Here is a 22,102-nt window from a genome sequence, read left to right on the forward strand (position 1 = left end):
CCTACACACCCCATAGCTAACGCTACCGCTGTCCGAGGCAACGTTCAACGACACGATCCGCATCCGAGACACGGCCGGTATGGCTGAGCTCTTTGCCGGGACCACCTCCAGCGCGTGACCCTTGAGCACACCGGACTCGCGGACTGATTGAATGCCCACCGTGCGGCATGATCTTCGCCGGCCCCGACATACGAGCAGTTAGCTGCTACCCAACAGCCTGGTGCTAATCGGCCAAGGCTGGGACGACCAGCGCGATCCGACACCCTGCGCCGCGATCCGGTTCTCGGCGCATGTGGCAGTGATGGCCGAGGCGAGCGAGGTCACCCACCGGATCATCGCCGAGGGCACCCAAACCGAGGGCGAGCGCGCGGAGCTGATCACCGAGGGCTGCCAGCAGGGCGGGATTTCTGCTTTGTTCGCCCCTGCCCCGCTTGAGGCGCTGATGGACCAAGCGCTGAGTTGAGATGGCCACTGAGGGCCACCCCCCTGCGCAGCACTGGTGATCAAGGGACTGAATCATCCACCCTCAGCCGTCTTGAGGCGCTGACAAGGAGTCTGACCTACGATGACCAGGAACCACACGAACGGCGCCCCCGGGGGGGGGCTCCGGGCACTCAAGGACGCGCTGACGACCCAGGATGGCCAAAGCCTACTGGAGGCGGCGATTAGCCAGGCAGGCGAGGCGACCATAGTCATCACCGCCGACCCCGAGCTGCCGAGGGCCGCAGATCATCTATGTCGACGGGGCCTTCATGCGCATCTTCATGCGCATCACCGGCTACACCCATGGGCTTACGACCCGGGCACCAGAGGGCCTCTCCCTCCTGGCGGGGATTTCGAGCGAGCGATGCACTCAGCCACGGAAACGACACACCCTAAAGTTGGCGGTCGGATTATTGACATAGCCGCCTGGCCACGCCAATTGCGACCCACCTGCCGGGAGCCGTTGGCCATACAAGCCCCTACCTGCTATCCGACCGCGCTCTTCGAGTTAGCGGAAAAGGCTTGGCCTCGGGCGCCAGCTTCCCGGGCGACCTCAAGCACCGGCTCTTGCCGATGTTTCGCGAGCCACGCATCCACATCCTCGCGACGATAGCGGATCTTGTGACCCACCCTCACCCAGGCAGGGCCAATCCGCTGCCGCCGCCACCGCTCAAGCGTTCGCTGTGACACGCAAAGATAGCCTGCCAACTCCTCAGTCGTAGCCAGTTCATCAAGCATTGTTTTCAGATCCTTGATTGCTGCACGGATTGTGCTGTTGTTCAAGGACTACGGTGGGCGGTGCAGAAGACTGCTGACGGAGGGAAGCCGGCCAACGCCACGGGGCTTGAGTTGGGAACGAATAAGCCGCTGAGCAACTGTGACTTTTCCGTGACTCAGGCCCCTTTTGTGACTCGGCACGTCCCCGCTTGGCCCCATAACCTGCTGTTTTTGGCGGAGAGGGAGGGATTCGAACCCCCGGAGGGCGCATGCCCTCACCCGATTTCAAGTCGGGTGCTTTCGACCGCTCAGCCACCTCTCCTATGGAACAGGATGGTAGCGCACAGGCGCCACTGCGGGCCACCCGCGATACCGGCGAACGCCGCCCGGGTCAGTCCTCTGTACCGCCCGGCAGCGGGTATCGCATCTCAAGCGTGTTGCCCTCCGGGCGCCGCAGGTAACAGACCTGCCACATCAGGGCCTGGATGATCCGCAGCCCGCGGCCGCCCTCGTCCAGATCCACCGTGCCGCCGGACGCCTCCACCGGGGGCAAGTCCGGGCCTGTTGCCTCGCCCTCATCGTGGATCCGGACGATCAGCCAGTCGTCGTCTTGCCGGACGGTGATGCGCACGGTGTAGCCTGCTCGTTGGCCGTGGGCGTGGATGATGGCGTTGTTGACCGCCTCGCACAGGGCCTGCTCCACCGCTCCAGCCGCCTCCTCGCCCAAGCCCAGCTGCTCCGCCAGCCGTTGCCACGCCCGACAGGCTTCGGCCACCTGGCGCAGGTCGCTGTCGAGCTGCAGTTCCAGCAGTGGGCCCGCGTTCACGCCTTGGCCAGCTCAGCGACCGCCTGCTCGGCATCGGGATAGATGGGAAACACGCCCTGATCGAGCCGGGTCACCCGGAACAGCTGGACGACCTTGGGCGCGTGCACGCCGGCCAGCGCCAGCGACCCGGCGGGGTCGATGTTCTTGCGCAGCGACAACAACGCCGAAAGGCCGCTGGAATCTACGAAGTCGACCCGGGCGAGATCGACCACCAGGCGGGTCATGCCGGCATCCATGGCCTCGAGTGCCGCCCGCTTGAACGCCGGTGCCTCGCTGGCGTCGAGCCGCTCAACATGAACCTCCACGACGGCCACCCCGTCTCGATCCGCGCGCCGGTACCCCATCCGCTCACTCCTTTGTGCTACCGCCCTGTTGGCCTGCCCCTGGGAAACGCAGACAGGCAAAGGTTACGTCATCGCTCGGGGGTTGGTCCGCGTGATCTTCCATCATCCGCCGCACCCCCTGGATCACCGTGTCCACCGAGCAGCCGCGCCAGTCCCGCAGCGCCCGCTCCAGGAGTTCGGCCGACAGCGGGCGACCCGCGGCATCCTCCACGTCCACCAGCCCGTCGGTGTAGAGGAAGAGCAGATCCCCGTCCGCCACGGCAAGCCGGCCCTCTTCGTAGCCCCCCCAGCCGCCGACACCCACCGGCAGCCCACCGGCCTGCAGGGGCAGACTCCCGCCCCGCTCGCGGATCAACAACCCGGGCGGGTGTCCGGCGTTGGAGTAGCGAATCTCCCCCGCCGCCGGGTCGTAGATGACCACGATCAGCGTGAAGAACGTATCGAAGCGCTCCAGCGGGAACGCCTCATCCAGGGCGTCGAGGATCGCCGCCGGTGAGACCTGGCGGCGCTCGGCAACCCACTGGCGGATCGACTGCGCCACCGAGACCGAAACCAGCGCCGCCGCCACCCCGTGCCCGCTGACATCCAGCATATAGAGCACCACCCGCCCATCGTCCAGCGGGATCGCCCCAAAGACGTCGCCACCAAGGACCGCACTGGGCTGGAAATGCCAATCCAGGGTATAACCGGCATTCGCCGGGGGCGGGTCCGGCAGCAGAGACTGCTGGACCCGCGAGGCGACACGCAGCTCGGCCTCGATCTGACGCTGCTGCGCCTGCAACTGCCGGTGCTGGGCGGCGAGCTGATCTGAACGCGCCTTGAGCTTGGCGTGGGTGCCGACCCGGGCGCGCACCACGGCGGTGTTGAACGGCTTGGTGATGTAGTCCACAGCCCCGCGGGCCAGCCCGTCCGCCTCCTCCTCCCAGTCGCTGAGGGCGGTGATGAAGATGACCGGGATCGCCCGGGTTTGCGGATCACCCTGCAGGGTCTCCAGCACCTCATAGCCGGTAATCCCCGGCATGGTGATATCGAGCAGGATGACATCGGGCAGCCGCCCGCGGGCGATGATCGCCAGCGCCTGCTCCCCGCTACGGGCGATCAGGATGCGGTAGACGTCACCCAGGACCCGGGCGAGCAACTCCAGATTGATCGGCTCGTCGTCCACGATGAGGACGGTCGGCCGATCCCCATCGCCTGCTTCCCTGCCATCCATGCCATCCCCCGGCTAGGAAACGTCGCGGAACCCCCGCTGTTCGGGGCTACTGTTACTGCTACGATACAGGGCCAAAGCCAGGGACGATAACGCTGTGCGCAGACGCAAGAACGGACTCTTCGCCCTCTTTCTGGTCGCCGTCGTTGGTATCACCGCAGCTCTCTACCTGCGCGCCCATCCCGACACGGTGCACTTCCGTGTCGCCGAGTGGCTGGGCCAGCTGGATCGGACCGACACCGCCACCGAGCATCTGGGCCGGAGCATCGAGGCCGGGCTGAGCCACCCCGACCGACTCACGGAGGCAACCCTGACCCTGCTCGGGCGGGATCACACGGAGCCGGCCTTCGTTGGGGCCTGGCGTCTGCACGAGAACGACGTCCTGGACCCGGACATGCGTGCCGCCCTGGCGGGGCACTTCGACCGCCTCGGCGAGCCGGAGCGGGCGCTGGCACTCTACCAGGCCAACGGCAGCCTCTCCCCGGCCGGCATCCTGCATCACGCCTCGCTGCTGCGCCGAAGCGGGCAGGAAGAGGCGGCCATCGGGCGCTACCAGGATCTGCTGCACAGCCTACCCACCGAGGACGTCGACACCCGTGCAAGGCGTGCCCCGGACGCCGAGACCACCGAGGCCCGGCTGGAGCTCGCCCGCCTGCTCGCCGAACGGGGCCGGCACGAGGAGGCGATCGGCGAGTATCGCCGGGTCCTCGACGACGAACCGGACCATCCCGCCGCCCGGCTCGGGCTGGCCCGCACCCTCTTCTGGGCGGGCGACATCGACGGGGCCGCCGCCGAGATCGGTCACCTGGAAACCGCCGAGCTGGAACCGCCGGACCGGCTCTTCCTGGCCGATCTGCAGCTCAGCCGGGGCGCCTATGAGGCCGCCATCGAACTCTACCGGGAGCAGCTCGACGCGCATCCCGGCGATGACGAGACCCGGTACAAGAAGGCTCTGGCGCTGGCCTGGTCAACCCGCTACGACGAGGCCATCGAGGCCTTCGACCAGCTCCTGGCGGCCCGCCCCGACGACCGGCAGCTGATGCGCCAGTTCGCTCAGGTCCTCACCTGGGCCGATCAGCCCGACCGGGCCATCGAGCTGCTGCAGCGAAGCCTGGAGGATTAGCGTGCCAGGTAGGATGCGAATCGCCGCCCTCGGCCTGGCCGGTACCGCGCTGATCCTCGCCACCGGGCTCTCCGGCGAGCGTGTCGGGGCGCAGCCACCGCCGGCCCCGGATCTGGCCGAAACCAGCCTGGTGGCGGCCCACGAGCACATCAGCGACCGCGACGCCCGTCAGCAGCTGGCACGGCTACTCTCCTGGCAGCCCGGACGGCGCGCCGAGGCGCTGACGCACTACCAGCGCCTGCTGCGGGAGACCCCGCAGGACCCAACACTGGTCTACGACACAGCGCAGCTCCTGCATTGGATGGGGGATGACGCGACCGCCGCGGGCCTTCTGACCTCCCTCCCGGCGGGCGCGGAGCGCACGCGAGCGAGCCTCCTGCTGCAGGCCCGGGTGGAGCTTGCGCTCGGGCGCAGCGGCCGGGCCCGGGTCCTGCTGGGGGCCCTCCGTCCCCTCCGGGGCCGCCCCGAACACCTGCTCTACGTCGCCACGCTGACCGCCTCCGGGGTGCTCCACGGCGCGGAAAACGCCCTGCGCGGGCTCCTCGACGAGACCCCCGGGGACCAGGAACTGCGGCGCCAGCTCGGTGACATCCTTCAGGCCCAGGGCCGGCCTTACGCCGCTGAGCACCACTACGCCCGCATCCTGGAGGCAGATCCCGGGAATGCCCGGGCATCGGCACGCCTCGAAGGGCTGGCCCACCGGGCGACACCCGGGCCGGCCGACGACCCGGAGCCGGAACCCCTGACTGCAGAGCCGCCGGCGGACCCGCGCAGCGGCCGGGATTACCTCAAGGTCGCTGAACACGCCGCGGCCCGCGGCGAACGCGAGGCCGCCGAGGCAGCCGCGCGCCGGGCCCTGAGGCTGGAGCCGGAACTGACCCGGGCGGGCTACCTGCTCGCCGATCAGCTCATCGCCCGCGGCGCCCTGGCCGAGGCCGAGGACCCCCTGGCCACCATCCTGCAGCGCTTCCCCGATGCCACCCAGGCCGGCCTGACCCGGGCCCGGCTGGCGTCCTGGCAGGGCGACTACGAGCGCGCCCTGGAACTCTACGACACCCTCGCCGAGGCCAACCCGACGGATCCGACCTTCGCCGTAGAGGCCGCGCGCGTGGCGGGCTGGGCCGGGGATCGAAAGCAGTCCAAGGAGCGCTACGCCGCCTTGCTGAACCGACTGCGTAGCACCCCGGACGCCGAGGACGAGGCCTCAGACCGTCCCGTGCTGGTTGCGCCTGCGCCCAGAAAGGCGCCGCTGCCAGCACCGGCCCACCCGGACTATCCGGCCCTCGCCGAGCACCGGGCCGTCCACCAGGAGGCCCACGCCAAGGCCCTGGTCCAGGACCGCCAGCCGCGGGCCGCCCTCGCCGTCCTCCAGCGTGCCGCACGCTTCCAGCCCCACAACCTGGAGACCGCCTTCGATCAGTCCGAGATCGAGTGCACCCTCGGCCTATGTGACGCCGAACGGGCCACCTACCGGCGCGTGCTCGAGATGGCACCGGGGCACGCCCAGGCCGGGCAGCGCCTGGCGCACCTGGAGCGCCGGCGCGGCCCGCGCGCCGGCGCCCACGCCGAGTACCGGGATGAATCCGGGCGCGACGCCGAACTGGAGATCCTCGGTCTCGGGGTTCATGGCAGCCTGCCAGTGGCCGCACGCGGGCGCGGCTACGTCTCGGTGGACCGGCTGCGGTACCGCTTTGATCCGGATGCCAACCCCGAACTCGAGCAGGTCCGGGGCAACCGGGTCCACGCCAGGCTACGCAACGTGGTCAGCGCGCATCTGAGCTGGCGCGCCGAACTGGCGCACACCCGCTTCGACGACGCCGACGTAGACGACGCCACCGAAGGCCGCGCCGAGGCCGAGTACCACCCCGGTGACCGGGTCCGCACCCGCGTCGCGGTCGCCCAGGAACGGGTCCTGCGCAACCCGGCCACCGCCCTGGAACGCCTCGACCGCCGCCTGATCGAGACTGAGCTGGACTACTACGCCGATCGCCATGTCGATCTGACCGCCACCGCGCGCGCGGGCCGCTACACGGACAGCAACCGCGGTGTCCTGCTGCAGTTCCAGCCACGGGTACGCCTGACCGAGCACCCGCACCAGCTCACCGGTGGGGCGACCTTCCAGTACCGCGACACACGGAAGAACGAAGGGGATTACTGGACGCCCCAGGACTACCTCGCCGCCGGCCCGTTCCTGGAGTGGCAACACGACCTGGCCGAAGTCTTCGGCTGCCGGGCGCTGAATCACGAGTACCGGATCCGCCTCTCCGGGCATCGGGACAGCGAGCAGGATTCCGGGACGCGCCTGGCCGGCGCCTACCTCTGGGACGCCGGTGAGCACCTGCAGCTGGCCACCGACGCCTTCATCGAGCGCTCCAGCGAGTGGGATGCCGAGGGCGTCCGCCTGAGCGCCACCTGGCATTTCCATTGACCACCGCCCCCGGGCGGCTCGCCACAGGCCGGAGTCGATAACCCATGGGTCCACGCCGCCGCTTCCTGAACCGAAGCCTGCTGATCACCCTCACCGGCGCTGCCATCCTCAGCGTCTTCACCTATCTGATCGGCCGCACGGCGCTGTTCCTCTTCGCCGACTACCTCTGGTACGAGAAGATCGCCGCGGCGCTGCTGCTCTTCGCCGAGGCGTTCATCATGCTCCACGCCCTTGGCTACTTCCTGAACATCTACCACGCCAACCGCACCCGGGCCGTGGAGCCGGCGGCTGCCGACGCCGAGGGCCACATCCCGGCGGCCACGGCGCCGCGATTCACCTCAGATCAGGCACAGAAGGCGCTGGCCAGCGACGACCCGCCCGAGCTTGCGGTGATCGTCGCCGCCCACAACGAGCCCCTGTGGCTGATCGAAGAGACGCTGACCTGCTTCTACAACCTGACCTACCCCAACAAGCGGATCTTCCTGCTTGATGACACCCGGTACGCCCCGCCCGAACAGCGTACCGCGGAGATGATCGAGTATCGCCAGCAGATCGAGGCGCTGTGCCAGCGCATCGGTGTGCACCTCTTCCGCCGGCCCTGGCGGGGTGCCAAGGCAGGGATGATCAACGACTTCCTCGCTTTCCTGAACGGCCAGCCACCGGCCGGCTTCGAGTTCACCCGCAGCCCGCTGGACGAACTCCCCTTCGACGTCGACTACGTGGCCGTCTTCGACGCCGACATGAACCCGTTGCCCGAGTTCGCCGAGCCGCTGATCGCCCAGCTCGAGAGCGAACCGGATCTGGCCTTCATCCAGACCCCGCAGTACTACTCGAATTTCGAGGGCAACCGCGTGGCACGGGCCGCCGGCATGCAACAGGCGATCTTCTACGAGTACATCTGCGAGGGGAAAAGCACCCAGGACGCCATGTTCTGCTGCGGCACCAACGTCATCTTCCGCCGCGCGGCACTCGAAGACGTCGGCGGCTTCGACGAAAGCTCAGTAACCGAGGATTTCGCCACCTCACTGCGCTTCCACGCCCGCGGCTGGCGTTCGGCGTACATCAATCGGCTGAGCGCCTTCGGGCAGGGCCCCCAGGACCTGGGCGGCTACTTCAAACAGCAGTTCCGCTGGGCGCTGGGGACCGTGGGGCTGTTCCGCACCATCCTCGGAACCATGATCCGCGCACCGCGGCAGCTCTCCGCGGCCAAGTGGTGGGAGTACACCCTCTCCGGCACCCACTACTTCGTCGGCTGGGTGTTCCTGATCCTGGTGCTCAGCCCGGTGCTCTTCCTGCTACTCGGTGTGCCGAGCTTCCTCGCCCGGGCCGACCTCTATCTACTGTTCTTCTTCCCCTACATCGTGCTCACGGTGACCCTGTTCTCCTTCGCCATGAGCCAGCGCAAGTACCGGCTGCGGGAGCTGGTCGGCGGCATCGTGCTCCAGGCCACGGCCTTCCCGGTCTACATGAAGGCCAGCCTGCTGGGCATCCTGGGGGTGCGCGGTTCGTTCACCATCACCCCGAAGGCCGGCAGCAGCGCCATCCCGCTGCGCTCGCTGTGGCCGCATCTGCTGCTGATCACCCTGTGCACGGCGGCCATCACCTGGGGCGTACTGCGTGCCGTCTTCGAGCAGGATCCTCTGTGGGCGCTGACCATCAACACCCTCTGGTGCGGCTACCACCTGGCGCTGCTGCTCGCCGTCTTCTACTTCAATCACCAGCCTGAGGAGCTGACGGCATGATCCACCGCCGACTGATCCGCTGGGCCGGCGGCACCCTGCTCGGCGCCCACTGCCTGCTACCGGCGGCACTGCCCGCGGGCAGCGCGCCGCCCGCCGTACAGCCCGTAGGCTTCGGCGTGGCCCTGGACGGGGCCGCCACCGGTGAGCGGCTGGCCGAACTCGAACAGGAACTGGCCCTGGGGCTCGATCTGGTGGTGATCTTCATCCAGTTCCCGCAGGACCCCGGATACGACAACTTCCCGGCGGAGCAGCTTGAGGCCATCCGCGAGGCCGGGGCGCGCCCGGTCCTGACCTGGGAGCCGATGTACATCCGCGATGGCGAGGAGCACGTCATCCCCGCCGGGGCCCTCACCGACGGCGGCTACGACGCCTACCTGCGCCGCTTCGCCCGGGGCATCCGGGAGTTCCCCGAGCCGGTGATCGTCCGCTTCGCCCACGAGATGAACCTCGAGCGCTACCACTGGGGCAGCGCCTCCGCCGAGGGCTTCGGCCCGTCGACACCGGCGCGCTACCGGGCCATGTTCCGGCATGTGGTGGAGGTCTTCCGTGACGAGGGGGCCGCGGACAACGCCCGCTTCGCCTTCAACCCCAACGCCGAGTCGGTCCCGTCGCCGGAACACGACCCGGACGCCGACTGGAACCGCCCCGAGGCGTACTACCCCGGGGACGACTACGTCGATCTGCTGGGGATGGACGGCTACAACTGGGGCACCACCCGCACCCGCGAGGAGCACGGCTGGGACAGCCGCTTCCTCCCCTTCGAGACGATCTTCGAGCCCCTTTACCAGACCCTGCTCGAGCTCGCCCCGGGCAAGCCGATCTACGTCTTCGAGACCGCCAGCGTCACCGACGGCGGCGACAAGGCCGCCTGGATCGAGACGGCCGCCGCCACCGCCGTAGCCTGGGAGCTGGCCGGGCTGGTCTGGTTCCACAACGACAAGGAGGAGGACTGGCGGCTCGATGCCGGGGTGCCATCCGAGGCCCTGGACCCGCTACGACGGATGCGCAGCGAGCCCGCCGCCCTGTTGGAGGGACGATCCCATGGTGACTGAAAGCGCCCGAGCGGCCATGGACGCCCGGCGCGAACTGCGCCGCCCGGTCGAGTCCATCGCCCTGCCGTTCCTCGGCTCGCGCGGCGAGGCCCTGCAGCCCTTCCAGTACCTGCTGCACGACGTCAGCAGCGGCGGGCTGGGGATCTTCCTGCCCGACTGGCTGGCCAGCCGGGAGCGGCTTCGGGAGGGGGACCAAATCTTCTTCCACGTCCCCTTTCGTTTCGGCGAGCGCATCCTCAACCGCGGCTACGTCGCCTGGCAACGCTGGTCCGCCGAGGAGGGCGGTCAGTGGGCCGGGGCGCCCCGGACCAGCGGCACGCCCCTGCCCTATCCGCTCTACATCGCCCTGGACGCACGTGAGATCCGCATCGACCTGGGCCGCTTCGAGACGTCCGAGGCGCTGGCGCAGCGGATCGTCCACGACTCGGTGCTGCTCAAACGCGGGGTGCTGATCTACCTGCGCCACCTCGAGGCGCTCTTCTCACGCGTCAGCGAACTGCGCGGCGGGGACTACCGCGTCTTCCGGGAGGAGATTATCGGCGACGTCCGCCAGCGGATCCTGCGCAGCGTGGCCTACCTCGAGCAGTTCGACCCGCAGAGCAACGATGATACGGCGCAGCCGCCATCGCCCATCATCGACGCCATCGACCTCGACGAGTTCCGCGCCGCCATGGAGCCAGAGCTGCCCCTGGAGCTGTTCAACCACGCCCTCGGCGCCGAGAGCACCCGCCTCTACCTCGAGTCGATCAAGAAGCTCGAGCACCGGCTCTACCTCAACCACAACGCCTACGTCATGATCTATATCGCCGGGCTGCAGCCGCAGAGCGGTCGGCCCGACGACGCCCCCTAGCCGGGCTGACCGGCGTGCCGGGCGGCGGCACGTACGGCCTCCTGCACCAGACCCGGTCCGCGGTAGATCATGCCGGTATAAAGCTGGACCAGATCGGCGCCCAGATCCAGGCGCCGGCTCACGTCCTCGCCGGAGCAGATCCCCCCGGCGGCGATCAGGGCCGTACGCCGCTCGCGCCGGGCCGCCACCTGCTCAAGGACGCGCTCAGCCTGCTCGCGCAACGGCGCCCCGCTGAGCCCGCCGCTCTCGCGGCCCCGGGGATCCCGGCCCACCCCGGGGCGCCCCAGCGTGGTATTGGTGGCCACGATGCCGTCCACCCGGCGCTCGAGCAGGATATCCAAGGTGGCATCCAGCTCCCCGGCATCCCAATCCGGGGCGATCTTGACCACCAGGGGCACCCGCTTGTCGTGGAATTCGGCCAGGCGCTTGCGCTCGGTCTGGAGGCGATCGAGGAGGTTGCGAAGCGCGCCCTCATGCTGCAGATCGCGCAGCCCCGGGGTGTTCGGCGAGCTGAGGTTGATTGCCACGTAGTCGGCCACCCCGTAGACCATTCCCAGCGCCAGGGCGTAGTCCTCTACGGCCCGCTCGGGGGGCGTATCCCGGTTCTTGCCGATATTGATACCGATCACACCACGGTGCTGCGAGACTTCGAGCCGGCAGGCGAGCGGCTCGGCGCCCTGATTATTGAAACCCATGCGGTTGATCAGGGCCTCGTGCTCGGGGATCCGGAAGACCCGGGGGCGCGGATTGCCCGGCTGCGCGCGCGGGGTAACCGTCCCCAGCTCCAGGAAGCCAAAACCGAGCTTCTCGAGTACGTCCATGTACTCGCCGTCCTTGTCGAAGCCGGCGGCCAGACCGACCGGATTGGGGAAATCGATCCCCATCACCCGTCGGGGCACCGCGGGCAGGCCCCGCACCCCGGGCACAGCGGCGATACGCAGACCCAGGCGGGCGAGTCGCATGCTCACGCGGTGGGCTTGCTCGGGTTCGAGCCGGAATAGCAGACGGCGGATCAGGGCGTACATCGGACTCCTCGCAGCAGCGGTCGACCGGTTGGCGGCGCTATCTTACACTGCACGCAACGCCCTGTGAGGGGCCCCGTTCAGCCTGGAAGAATCGAGACCATGCCGCGCCCCCCCCGCTGGCCGATGCTCATGGCGGTGTGCCTGACCGCCCCCGTCCTCGCCGACGACTTCGAGCAGTGCGTCACCAACCTGCGCGCCGATCTCAAGGAGCAGGGCCGCGACGCCGCGGTGGTCGAGGAGACCTTCGCCGACGTCGAGCAGCTCGAGCGCATCCTCGAGCTCGACCGCGAGCAGCCGGAGTTCGTGCAGACCTTCCGCGAGTACCTGGACGCCCGGCTGACGGATCAGCGCATCGACCGCGGGGAGGCGATGATGGACGAGCACCGGGAACTGCTCTGGCGGATCCACGCCGACTTCGGCGTACCGCCGCGCTACCTCGTGGCGCTGTGGGGCATGGAGACCCACTACGGCAGCTACTTCGGTGAGGTGCCCATCATCGACGCCATGACCACCCTCGCCTGCGAGGGCCGCCGGGCGCGTTTCTTCTTCCACCAGCTCGACGCTACGCTGGCGCTCCTGGAGGATGGCAAGCTCGCGCGTGACGGCCTGCGCGGCTCCTGGGCCGGCGCCCTGGGGCACACGCAGTTCATGCCCACCACGCTGCGCGAGCACGCCGTGGACTACGACGGCTCCGGGCGCATCGATCTACGCGACAGCGTGGCCGATGCCCTCGCCTCCGGCGCCAACTACCTGCGGTCCATGGGCTGGCGCCCCGGCCTACGCTGGGGCCGCGAGGTCAGCCTGGCCGACGGCTTCAGCTTCGAGCACCTGGGCCTGGACGACCCCCAACCACTGGACGAATGGCAGCAGCTGGGCGTGCGTCGGGCCGACGGGTCCGACCTGCCGGAAAGCGACATCCCGGCCGCGCTGCTCCTGCCCATGGGGCGCAACGGCCCGGCGTTCCTGGTCTACGAGAACTTCCGCCGCATCATGGGCTGGAACGCCTCGGTCTCCTACGCCCTGTCTGTCGGCCTGCTCGCCGACCGGCTCGACGGCGCCCCGCCGCTGCGCGCGGACTTCCCCGACGAGCCGCCCCCGCGGCACAACGAACTGCGCCAGATCCAGGAAGTCCTCAACGAGCTGGGCTTCGACGCCGGCCCCGTCGACGGGCTCCTTGGCCCGCAGACCCGCGCGGCGCTGCGTGCCTATCAGCAGGATCGGGGGCTGCCGGCCGACGGCTACCCGGACCAGGCGATCCGCGACCGGCTCCTGGAAAAGGCGGATTGACCCCCGCTCACCCGTCGCGCCCGTCGGGGCCGAGCTCCTCGACCAGTGCGCGCAGGTAGGCGGCGATATCCCCCGACTCGTAGAGCCACTGTCCGTCGCCGCCGTCGGGGATGTAGAGGCAGGGCACCATGCGCTTGCCACCGTGCTCCTCGAGCTCGCGGGCGGCCTGGGGATCCTGGCCGATATCGCGGCGTTCCAGCTCGATGCCGAGGCTGCGCAGGGTCATGTTGACCCGCATGCAGAACGGGCACCATGACCGCTCATAGAGCACCAGCCCCGCCACCGCGCGGTCGATCCGACGCTGCAGGCGGCGCTGCTCGCCGGGGTCCTCGCTGGGGTCCGCTGCGGGGCGCTCGTCGCTCATGATCGTCGCTCCTCGATGGTTGTCGGGCTTCACATTCGCAGGATGTCATAGAATCGAAAAACCGCCCAGAGGCGGATTCTGCTAGCGTAGAAGGCATGCAAGAACCGACCGACCTCAAACAGCCCGAGCTCTACAACAACCGCCTGCTCAGCCTCCTCGAGTTCAACCGCCGGGTCCTGGAACAGGCCAGGGATCCGAGCGTACCGCTTCTCGAGCGGCTCAAGTTCCTGTGCATCCTCAGCACCAACATGGACGAGTTCTTCGAGATCCGCTTGGCCGGCGTCAAGCAGCGGGCGGAGCTCGGCTCGGTGCAGACCGAGGCCGACGGCCGCAGCCCCCAGGAGGTGCTGCGCGCCACCGGCTCAGTGGCCCACGAGATCGTCCACGAGCAGTACCGGGTGCTCAACGAGCAGCTGATCCCCGCGCTAGCCGAGCAGTCGATCCACTTCGTGCGCCGCCAGGACTGGAGCGAGGCACAGCGCGACTGGCTGCGCCACTACTTCGAGACCGAGCTGCTGCCCATCCTCAGCCCCCTCGGCCTGGACCCGGCGCATCCGTTCCCCAAGGTGCTCAACAAGAGCCTCAACTTCATCGTCTCGCTCGAGGGCAAGGACGCCTTCGGTCGCAACACCGGCTACGCCATCGTTCAGGCGCCCCGCGCCCTGCCCCGGATCATCCAGCTGCCGGCGGCGGAGATCGACGGCGGCGGCCCGAATAACTTCGTTTTCCTCTCCTCGGTCATCCACGCCTTCGTCAACGACCTGTTCCCGGGCATGACGGTGCGCGGCTGCTACCAGTTCCGCGTCACCCGCAACGGCGATCTCTTCGTCGACGAGGAGGAGGTCGACGACCTGATGCGCGCGCTGGAGGGCGAGCTGCCGCAGCGCCGTTACGGCCAGGGCGTGCGCCTGGAGGTGGCAGCCAACTGCCCGGACGCCATGGCCGACTTCCTCCTCGAGGAGTTCGAACTCGGCCGCGACGACCTCTACCAGGTGGACGGCCCGGTGAACCTCAACCGCTTGATGGCCGTCTACGACCTGGTCGACCGCACCGACCTCAAGTACCCATCGTTCACACCGGGGCTGCCCGCGGTGCTGAGCACCGGGACCGACCTGTTCAAGGCCATCCGGCAGCGGGACATCCTCCTCCACCACCCCTTCCAATCCTTCCTGCCGGTGGTCGACCTGGTCCGCCAGGCCGCCCAGGACCCCAACGTCCTGGCCATCAAACAGACGCTCTACCGCACCGGCCCCGATTCGGCCATCGTCGACAATCTGGTCCGCGCCGCCCGCGCCGGCAAGGAGGTCACGGTGGTGGTGGAGCTGCGCGCGCGTTTCGACGAGCAGGACAACATCCGCCTGGCCAACCGCCTCCAGGAGGCCGGCGCGCACGTGGTCTACGGAGTAGTGGGCTACAAGACCCACGGCAAGATGATGCTCATCGTCCGGCGCGAGGGCGGCCGCCTGTGCAACTACGTGCACCTCGGCACCGGCAACTACCACTCGCGCACCGCACGGCTCTACACCGACTACGGCCTGCTGACCGCCGACCGGCGCATCGGCGAGGACGTGCGCAGCGTCTTCCTGCAACTGACCAGCCTGGGTCGGTTCAAGGATCTGCACCGCCTGCTCCAGGCCCCGTTCACCCTGCACGACGGCGTGCTCGCCCGCATCGAGCGCGAAGCCGAGCACGCCGCCGCAGGTCGCGGCGGACGGATCATCGCCAAGCTCAATGCCCTGACCGAGCCGCGCGCCATCCAGGCCCTTTACCGGGCCTCGCAAGCCGGGGTGGAGATCGACCTGATCGTCCGCGGCATGTGCGTCCTGCGCCCCGGGCTGCCCGGGGTCTCGGAGAACATCCGCGTGCGCTCGATCGTCGGCCGCTTCCTCGAGCACACCCGGGTCTTCTACTTCGAGAACGCCGGAACCCCGGAGATGTACGGCGCCAGCGCCGACTGGATGGATCGCAACTTCTTCCGCCGGGTGGAGACCGCCTTCCCCATCGACGACCGGGAGGCGCGTGAGCGCATCGGCAAGGACCTGGCCTACTACCTGGCGGATACCCAGCAGGCGTGGCTGCTCCAGGCGGACGGCTCCTACGTGCGCGCCCGGCCGGAGGGCGATGAAGAGACCCCGTTCAGTGCCCAACAGGCCTTGCTCGCCCACCTCGCCGAGGACGCCTAAACCTGGCCCGCGCGCCGGCGCCGCCCTAGCCGGCCGACTCGGCCAGCTCCAGGGTCATGCCGGCGCGCTCCAGGTAGCGCTGCTCCTGGGCCAGATCGGCCTGCAGCAGAGGATTGTCGGCCAACCACCCCGCCGGGAACCACAGGCGCATGCCGTCGCCCAGCGGCTCGACCCGTGGCTCGAGCACGCTGCCGTCGGCCCGGCCGCGGTGTAGCAGCACGGCCAGGCGCAGCACCACCGCCAGCCGCTTGCCGGTATCCAACCACCGCTGCGGCAGGGCCTTCAGCTGCCCGCGGGCGAGCTTGCGGCGGTGGACCCGCACCAACAGGGCCAGCAGCTGCTGCTCCTGGCGGGAGAAGCCGGCCATGTCCGCATTGCGCAGGATGTAGGCGCCGTGCTTGTGGTACTGGGCGTGGGAGATGTCCAGGCCGATCTCGTGGAGCTGCGCGGCCCAGTCCAGGATGTCATGGTAGAAGCGATCGAGCAGCCCCCAGCTAGGCGCCACCTGCTCCAGCAGCGTGGCCGCCGTCGCCGCCACCCGGTCGGCCTGTCCCGACTCCACCGAGTAGCGCCGGCGCAGCGCCGCCACCGTGTTGGCCCGGGCGTCTTCGCTGTGCTGAAGCATGCCCAGCCGGCCCGCCAGGTCGTGCATCACCCCCTCGCGCATGGCGCCGTCGGCAACCTCCATGCGCTCGATGCCCAGCGCCTCGAAGACGGCGCACAGCGCCGCCAGCCCAGCCGGGAAGACCTGCCGGCGGTCGCCGGACAGGCCCAGCCACTCGCCCAGGACTTCCGCATCGCCGGCCTCCACCGCCAGCCGGCGCAGTCGGCCCAGCGCCTCGGCGGTGATCCACCCCGGCGGCGACCAGTCCCGGCTGGCGCAGGCGTCCGCCGCGGCGCGCACGGTCCCGGAGGCGCCTACCGCACCCTGCCAGGCCGGCGCCCGAAAGGCCCCCTCCACCGGCCCGAGTTCGAGGCGGGCCAGAACCCCCGCCTCCCGGAACCGCCGCTCGGTGATGCGACCGTCGGCGAAACAGCGCCCGGTCAGTGACACACAGCCGAGATGGACGCTCTCCATCTGCTCGGCCCGGGGACCGCGGCCCAGGATCAGCTCGGTGCTGCCCCCGCCGATGTCCACCACCAATCGGCGGTGCTCATCGAAACCGAGGCTGTGGGCCACCCCGAGGTAGATCAGGCGCGCCTCCTCGTAGCCCGAGACCACCTCGATGGGGTGGCCCAGGGCGTGCTCGGCCTCCTGCATGAAATCGGCGGCATCGCGCGCGCGGCGCAGGGTGTTGGTACCCACCGCCCGCACCTGCTGCGCCTGCAGGCGGCGCAGCCGGTCTCCGAAGCGGGCCAGACACGCCAGGGCACGCTCCCGGGCGGCCTCGCTCAGACGCTTCTGCCCCTGCTCCAGCCCGGAGCCCAGGCGAACCGTCTCGCGCAGCCGGTCGATGACGCGCAGGGTACGGGTGGCCGGATCGATGCGCGCGACCACCATGTGGAAGCTGTTCGAACCCAGATCAACCGCCGCGATCACCTGCTCATCGTGCATCACTGCGCCACCTCCGACAGGTCGCTGAGTACCCGGGGAGGATAGTGACCGATCAACCGCGCCGCACCGGGGGCCGCCCCCTCGGGGAAGTCAAGCAGACAGACGGACGCCTTGGGGAAGGCGAGGAAGGAGACCGGCGAGCCGATCAGGGCGTGCCCGACCCAGCAGCCGAGATCGGGCTCGTGGCCCACCAGGGCCACCGGCGTCTCATCGATCCCGGCCAGCCACTGGAAGATGGCCGCGGGATCCCCGCCGGGGGCCAGCGCTGCCAGCTCGCGCCGGGCAGTAGACTCGGGGAAGGCGGCATCCAGGATGGCTGCGGTCTGCACGGCACGGGTCAGGGGGCTGTGCGCCACCAGCGGCAGGTGTTCGACCACCCGCCGCAGCCCCAGCGCCGCCCGACGCATGACCCGCTGCCCCTGATCCGAGACGCGGCGGGTCCGATCCCTGCCGTCGGGGGCCTGGTCGCGGGGTTCGGCAATGGCATGCCGAACCACCAGGACCGGACCCATGGAGACTCCCGTACGACTCAGGCCACCGACGAGGAGCGGTCGCCGCGCCCCACGTCGCGATCACCGGAGCCGACGCGCTCCGCCACCTCGCGCACGCCGGCGTCGCGGGCCATTTGCTCGAGGGTGATGCCGTTGAGGAAGTCGTAGATCTGCCGGCTCAGGTCGACCCACAGGTCGTGGGTCAGGCAGCGGTCGTCGTCGGCGCCTCCCTCACCAACGCTCTGCCCCTGGGCCGTGCCTTCATCCACTGCGGTGATGATCTGCGCCACCGAGATCTCGCCCGCCGGACGCGCCAGGCGGTAGCCGCCGCCGGGGCCGCGCACCCCGACGACCAGCCCGTCGCGACGCATGCGCGCGAACAGCTGCTCCAGGTACGACAGCGAGATGCCCTGGGTGTGGGAGATTTCCGCGAGGGTCACCGGCCCCTTCTCGCTGTTGAGGGCCAGCTCCATCATCGCAGTGACCGCGTAACGCCCTTTCGTCGACAAGCGCATAGCCAATTCCTTAACAAGATGGGGGGTATCTCTGGTTATAGCGGCCGGATTGCGTCCGGTCAAGGTCGATCCGTCGAACTCCCGGACTGCAGGCGAAATCCGTGCCCCTCGCCCAGGCTGAACCGCAGCCAGCGACTCAGGAACCGATTGCTGACCCAGCGCTGTTCCAGGCTGCCGGCCGGATCGCGCACCGTACGCCCGCCGGTGGCCATCACCTCGGCCACCCGGGCGTCGTGGTAGACCCGCACGGTCAGCTCCGGCAGCGATTCGGCCCCGCAGCCGGATGCGAAGCGGTGGGTCAGAAGGACGGTGGTGGTGTAGCGACTGCGTTCGAGCACCTCGAGACGAAGCGCCACGCCGTCCCGCGAGAAGGAAATCTCGCGCTCGGCATCCGCCCGTTCCAGATCGGGCACCAGGCGGCGCATGTAGATGTAGTTCGTCTCGTAGAGCTCCATGAGCGCCGCGAAGGTGCGCGGTTTCGCCTCAAGGGCTCGGTGCGTGGCGGAGGCTTCCTGAACCATGCGCGCGAGCATAACATGCCCCGCCGCGCAGCAAACCCATGGCCTAGACGCGCCGGGTCAGCGCGTGCTGATGGATCACCGTCGAAGAGATCTCCTCGATGGACATGGTGGTGATGTCCAGATAGGGGATCCCCTCGCGGCGGAACATCGCCTCGGCGCGCGCCACCTCGTACTCGCACTGGCGCAGCTCGGCGTAGCGGCTGTTGGGGCGACGCTCACTGCGGATCTGGTGCAGCCGGTCCGGGTCGATGGTCAGCCCGAAGAGCTTCTCGCGGTGCGAGACCAGCGCCCGGGGCAGCCGAGTGGCGATCAGGTCGTCGTCGGTGAGCGGGTAGTTGGCGGCGTAGACGCCGAACTGCAGCGCCAAATAGAGCGATGCCGGGGTCTTCCCGCTGCGCGAGACCCCCACCAGGATGACGTCGGCGCGGCCGTAGTGCTGATGGGTGGCGCCGTCGTCATGGTGCAGTGCGAAATTCATGGCATCGATCCGCACATCGTACGTGCTATCATCCGCGATTCCGTGCGACCGGCCGATGACATGGTTCGACGGCACCTCCAGCTCGCGTTCGAGCGGCGCGATGAAGGTGTCGAAGAAATCGAAGAGGACAATGTGCTCGCTCCCGCGCAGGACGGCGAGCACCTCCGGGTCGATGATGGTGGAGAAGACAATGGGCGGATGGTCATCCTCGGTGGATGCCGCCGTGATCCGGCGTAACGCCGCCCGTGCCCGCTCCACCGTTTCGACGAAGGGGATCGTGGCCTGCTCGGTGGTGACCGAGAACTGGGTCATCAGCGAGTGGCCGAGGGCCTCGGCCGTGATCCCGGTACGATCGGAGACAAAGAAAACCCTGCGCACATCAGTCATCGGTGGGTCGGTCCCGTTGCGGCCATGTGTCGGCGGGCCATCTTAGACCAAGACCGCCGGCCGCGGCACGCAGCACCGCGAGCACGGCCATTGTGACGCTTCAGGGGAGCACAGCCTTGCAAGATTACGTAGTGGAGTTCGACGCCCTTGGCATGGGCGATGTTGACCAGGTAGGCGGCAAGAACGCCTCCCTCGGCGAGATGATCAGCAACCTCGCCAAGGCGGGCGTCCGTGTCCCGGGCGGGTTCGCCACCACGGCGAAGGCGTACTGGGAGTTCCTCGACGCCAACAACCTGCGCTCGGGGATCCGTGACGCGCTGGCGGGGCTGGATGTCGACGACGTCGAGCAGCTCGCCGCCACCGGCGCGAAGATCCGCCAGATGATCCTCGACGCGCCCCTGCCCGAGAGCCTCGACGCCGCCATCCGCGCCGGCTACGAGAAGCTCGAGTCGCAGCACCCGGGCGAGGCCTCCTTCGCCGTGCGCTCCTCGGCCACCGCCGAGGACCTGCCGGATGCCTCCTTCGCCGGTCAGCAGGAGACCTTCCTCAACGTCCGCGGCCTGGACGGCATCCGCGAGGCCATCCACCACGTCTTCGCCTCTCTATTCACCGACCGCGCCATCGCCTATCGCGTCCACCACGGCTTCGACCACGAGCAGGTGGCCCTTTCGGCGGGCATCCAGCGCATGGTGCGCTCCGATATCGGCGCCTCCGGCGTGATGTTCACCATGGACACCGAGTCCGGCTTCCGTGAGGCCGTCTTCGTCACCGCCTCCTGGGGCCTGGGCGAGACGGTGGTCCAGGGCGCGGTCAACCCCGACGAGTTCTACGTCTACAAGCCCAACCTCGAGCAGAACCGCCCGGCCATCCTGCGCCGCAACCTCGGCGGCAAGGCGATCAAGATGGTCTACTCGGGCAGCACCGAGCACGGCAAGACCGTCGAGACCGTCGACGTCCCCGAGTCCGACCGCATGCGCTTCTGCCTCAACGACGCCGACATCGAGGATCTCGCCCGCCAGGCGGTGATCATCGAGAAGCATTACGGCCGCCCCATGGACATCGAGTGGGGCAAGGACGGCGAGGACGGGCAGCTCTACATCCTCCAGGCCCGCCCGGAGACGGTGAAAAGCCGGGACGGCGGCCAGGTGCTCGAGCGCTACCACCTCAAGGATCGCGGCCAGGTGCTGACCGAGGGTCGTGCCATCGGCCAGCGCATCGGCGCCGGCCCCACCCGCGTCGTCCAGGATGTCAGTGAGATCAACCGCGTCCAGGAAGGCGACGTGCTGGTCACCGACATGACCGACCCGGACTGGGAGCCGATCATGAAGCGCGCGGCGGCGATCGTCACCAACCGCGGTGGCCGCACCTGCCACGCCGCGATCATCGCCCGCGAGCTCGGCATCCCGGCAATCGTCGGCTGCGGCAATGCCACCGAGACCATCCCGGATAGCATCGACGCCACCGTCTCCTGCGCCGAGGGCGACACCGGCTACGTCTACGAGGGCAAGCAGGACTTCGAGGTCCGCGAGGTCTCCCTGTCCGACATGCCGGATCTGCCGTTCAAGATCATGATGAACGTCGGCAACCCGGACCGCGCCTTCGACTTCCAGTTCCTGCCCAACGAGGGCGTCGGCCTCGCCCGCGTGGAGTTCATCATCAACCGGATGATCGGCATCCACCCCCGGGCGCTGCTCGAGTTCGATCAGCAGGAGGAGTCGATCAAGCGGGTCATCCGCTCGCAGACGGCCGGCTACGAGAACCCCGAGGAGTTCTACGTGGACAAGCTCGCCGAGGGGGTCTCCATGCTCGGCGCCGCCTTCCACCCGAAGCCGGTGATCGTGCGCATGTCGGACTTCAAGTCCAACGAGTACGCCAACCTCATCGGTGGCGAGAAGTACGAGCCGCACGAAGAGAACCCGATGATCGGCTTCCGGGGCGCCTCGCGCTACATCAGCCCCGACTTCCAGGAGTGCTTCAAGCTCGAGTGCCGCGCCCTGCGCCGGGTCCGAGACGAGATGGGCCTGGACAACGTCTGGCTGATGGTGCCCTTCGTGCGCACCACCGCCGAGGCCGAGCAGGTCATCCGCCTGCTTGCCGAGAACGGCCTGGAGCGCGGCAAGGACGGCCTGAAGGTCATGATGATGTGCGAGCTGCCCTCCAACGCCGTGCTCGCCGACGAGTTCCTGGAGCACTTCGACGGCTTCTCGATCGGCTCCAACGACCTGACTCAGTTGACCCTTGGACTGGATCGTGACTCGGGTGTCATCGCCGATCAGTTCGACGAGCGCAACGAGGCGGTCAAGCGCATGCTCTCCATGGCCATCCAGGCCTGCCGCCGCCACGGCAAGTACGTCGGCATTTGCGGCCAGGGCCCGTCGGACTACCCCGACCTGGCCCAGTGGCTGATGGACGAGGGCATCGAGAGCGTCTCCCTGAACCCGGATACGGTCGTCGAGACCTGGCTGTATCTGGCGGGCAAGGAGCAGTAAGGCGCTGCTCCCACGGACCGGGGGGGCGGCGG

20 protein-coding genes and 1 tRNA gene are annotated in these 22,102 nt (G+C 68.9%); 9 read left to right on the top strand and 12 right to left on the bottom strand.

Annotation, left to right across the window (positions count from 1 at the left end; all coding sequences use genetic code 11):
* Window positions 1–220: 220 nt before the first annotated feature.
* A complete protein-coding gene (locus LRG07_RS06695) occupies window positions 221–463 on the top strand; it encodes a hypothetical protein (protein WP_238642021.1) in 243 nt (80 codons plus the stop codon).
* Window positions 464–969: 506 nt separating this feature from the next.
* On the opposite strand, the gene LRG07_RS06700 is transcribed toward LRG07_RS06695, so the two are convergent.
* The 5 genes from LRG07_RS06700 to LRG07_RS06720 form a co-directional block, all read right to left on the bottom strand.
* Complete coding sequence (locus tag LRG07_RS06700) at window positions 970–1,221, bottom strand: helix-turn-helix domain-containing protein (RefSeq protein WP_238642022.1); 252 nt, start codon at window positions 1,219–1,221, stop codon at window positions 970–972.
* Between the two features lie 211 nt (window positions 1,222–1,432).
* Window positions 1,433–1,522 (bottom strand) — tRNA-Ser (locus tag LRG07_RS06705).
* A gap of 69 nt (window positions 1,523–1,591) precedes the next feature.
* On the bottom strand, window positions 1,592–2,026 hold the full coding sequence (locus LRG07_RS06710) for an ATP-binding protein (protein WP_238636755.1): 435 nt from the start codon (window positions 2,024–2,026) through the stop codon (window positions 1,592–1,594).
* Window positions 2,023–2,370 carry an STAS domain-containing protein gene (locus tag LRG07_RS06715; protein WP_238642023.1) on the bottom strand — a complete coding sequence of 116 codons (348 nt, stop codon included), beginning with the start codon at window positions 2,368–2,370 and terminating at the stop codon, window positions 2,023–2,025. Before LRG07_RS06715 ends, LRG07_RS06710 begins: the two co-directional genes overlap by 4 nt.
* A 4-nt stretch (window positions 2,371–2,374) precedes the next feature.
* The gene (locus LRG07_RS06720; RefSeq protein WP_238642024.1) at window positions 2,375–3,583 is read right to left on the bottom strand and encodes a PP2C family protein-serine/threonine phosphatase; all 1,209 of its coding nucleotides are present in this window, start codon (window positions 3,581–3,583) and stop codon (window positions 2,375–2,377) included.
* Between the two features lie 94 nt (window positions 3,584–3,677).
* Here LRG07_RS06720 and LRG07_RS06725 point away from each other — a divergent pair, with 94 nt between their 5' ends.
* Genes LRG07_RS06725 through LRG07_RS06745 form a run of 5 tightly spaced genes read left to right on the top strand, consistent with a single transcriptional unit; the run spans window position 3,678 to window position 10,775 of the window.
* Window positions 3,678–4,703, top strand: a complete 1,026-nt coding sequence (locus tag LRG07_RS06725; RefSeq protein WP_238642025.1) for a tetratricopeptide repeat protein — start codon at window positions 3,678–3,680, stop codon at window positions 4,701–4,703.
* 1 nt (window position 4,704) lies between these two features.
* Window positions 4,705–7,131, top strand: coding sequence for a tetratricopeptide repeat protein (locus LRG07_RS06730; protein ID WP_238642026.1), 2,427 nt, complete (start codon window positions 4,705–4,707; stop codon window positions 7,129–7,131).
* 44 nt (window positions 7,132–7,175) lie between these two features.
* Window positions 7,176–8,873, top strand: coding sequence for a glycosyltransferase family 2 protein (locus LRG07_RS06735; RefSeq protein ID WP_238642027.1), 1,698 nt, complete (start codon window positions 7,176–7,178; stop codon window positions 8,871–8,873).
* Entirely contained in the window at window positions 8,870–9,925 is a 1,056-nt protein-coding gene (locus LRG07_RS06740; RefSeq protein ID WP_238642028.1) for a glycoside hydrolase family 26 protein, read from the top strand. Before LRG07_RS06735 ends, LRG07_RS06740 begins: the two co-directional genes overlap by 4 nt.
* Window positions 9,915–10,775: a PilZ domain-containing protein gene (locus LRG07_RS06745; protein WP_238642029.1), complete on the top strand. Its 861-nt coding sequence runs from the start codon at window positions 9,915–9,917 to the stop codon at window positions 10,773–10,775. The genes LRG07_RS06740 and LRG07_RS06745 overlap by 11 nt, the downstream gene beginning before the upstream one ends.
* Here the strand turns inward: LRG07_RS06745 and LRG07_RS06750 are convergent.
* The gene (locus LRG07_RS06750; protein ID WP_238642030.1) at window positions 10,772–11,800 is read right to left on the bottom strand and encodes a quinone-dependent dihydroorotate dehydrogenase; all 1,029 of its coding nucleotides are present in this window, start codon (window positions 11,798–11,800) and stop codon (window positions 10,772–10,774) included. The two genes, LRG07_RS06745 and LRG07_RS06750, sit on opposite strands and share 4 nt — an antisense overlap.
* A 99-nt stretch (window positions 11,801–11,899) precedes the next feature.
* On the opposite strand from LRG07_RS06750, the gene LRG07_RS06755 reads away from it, so the two are divergent.
* Window positions 11,900–13,087 carry a lytic murein transglycosylase gene (locus tag LRG07_RS06755; RefSeq protein ID WP_238635513.1) on the top strand — a complete coding sequence of 396 codons (1,188 nt, stop codon included), beginning with the start codon at window positions 11,900–11,902 and terminating at the stop codon, window positions 13,085–13,087.
* 7 nt (window positions 13,088–13,094) lie between these two features.
* Here the strand turns inward: LRG07_RS06755 and LRG07_RS06760 are convergent, their stop codons facing one another.
* On the bottom strand, window positions 13,095–13,451 hold the full coding sequence (locus LRG07_RS06760) for a glutaredoxin (RefSeq protein ID WP_201167938.1): 357 nt from the start codon (window positions 13,449–13,451) through the stop codon (window positions 13,095–13,097).
* Between the two features lie 95 nt (window positions 13,452–13,546).
* On the opposite strand from LRG07_RS06760, the gene ppk1 reads away from it, so the two are divergent.
* Entirely contained in the window at window positions 13,547–15,634 is a 2,088-nt protein-coding gene (gene ppk1, locus LRG07_RS06765; RefSeq protein ID WP_238635515.1) for a polyphosphate kinase 1, read from the top strand.
* A gap of 25 nt (window positions 15,635–15,659) precedes the next feature.
* Here the strand turns inward: ppk1 and LRG07_RS06770 are convergent, their stop codons facing one another.
* The 5 genes from LRG07_RS06770 to LRG07_RS06790 are packed head-to-tail and all read right to left on the bottom strand — an operon-like array spanning window position 15,660 to window position 19,581.
* Entirely contained in the window at window positions 15,660–17,189 is a 1,530-nt protein-coding gene (locus LRG07_RS06770) for a Ppx/GppA phosphatase family protein (protein WP_238642031.1), read from the bottom strand.
* Entirely contained in the window at window positions 17,189–17,701 is a 513-nt protein-coding gene (locus LRG07_RS06775; RefSeq protein ID WP_201167947.1) for a histidine phosphatase family protein, read from the bottom strand. The genes LRG07_RS06770 and LRG07_RS06775 overlap by 1 nt, the downstream gene beginning before the upstream one ends.
* Before the next feature lie 17 nt (window positions 17,702–17,718).
* Window positions 17,719–18,195, bottom strand: coding sequence for an Rrf2 family transcriptional regulator (locus LRG07_RS06780; protein ID WP_201167950.1), 477 nt, complete (start codon window positions 18,193–18,195; stop codon window positions 17,719–17,721).
* 59 nt (window positions 18,196–18,254) lie between these two features.
* Window positions 18,255–18,728, bottom strand: a complete 474-nt coding sequence (locus tag LRG07_RS06785; RefSeq protein ID WP_201167952.1) for a DUF1249 domain-containing protein — start codon at window positions 18,726–18,728, stop codon at window positions 18,255–18,257.
* A 31-nt stretch (window positions 18,729–18,759) separates the two neighbouring features.
* Window positions 18,760–19,581: a pyruvate, water dikinase regulatory protein gene (locus LRG07_RS06790; protein ID WP_201167954.1), complete on the bottom strand. Its 822-nt coding sequence runs from the start codon at window positions 19,579–19,581 to the stop codon at window positions 18,760–18,762.
* A gap of 116 nt (window positions 19,582–19,697) precedes the next feature.
* On the opposite strand from LRG07_RS06790, the gene ppsA reads away from it, so the two are divergent.
* Window positions 19,698–22,070: a phosphoenolpyruvate synthase gene (gene ppsA / locus LRG07_RS06795; protein WP_201167956.1), complete on the top strand. Its 2,373-nt coding sequence runs from the start codon at window positions 19,698–19,700 to the stop codon at window positions 22,068–22,070.
* Window positions 22,071–22,102: the final 32 nt, after the last annotated feature.

Origin of the sequence: Halorhodospira sp. 9622, assembly GCF_022228025.1 — a bacterium.
Lineage (GTDB): Bacteria > Pseudomonadota > Gammaproteobacteria > Nitrococcales > Halorhodospiraceae > Halorhodospira > Halorhodospira halophila_A.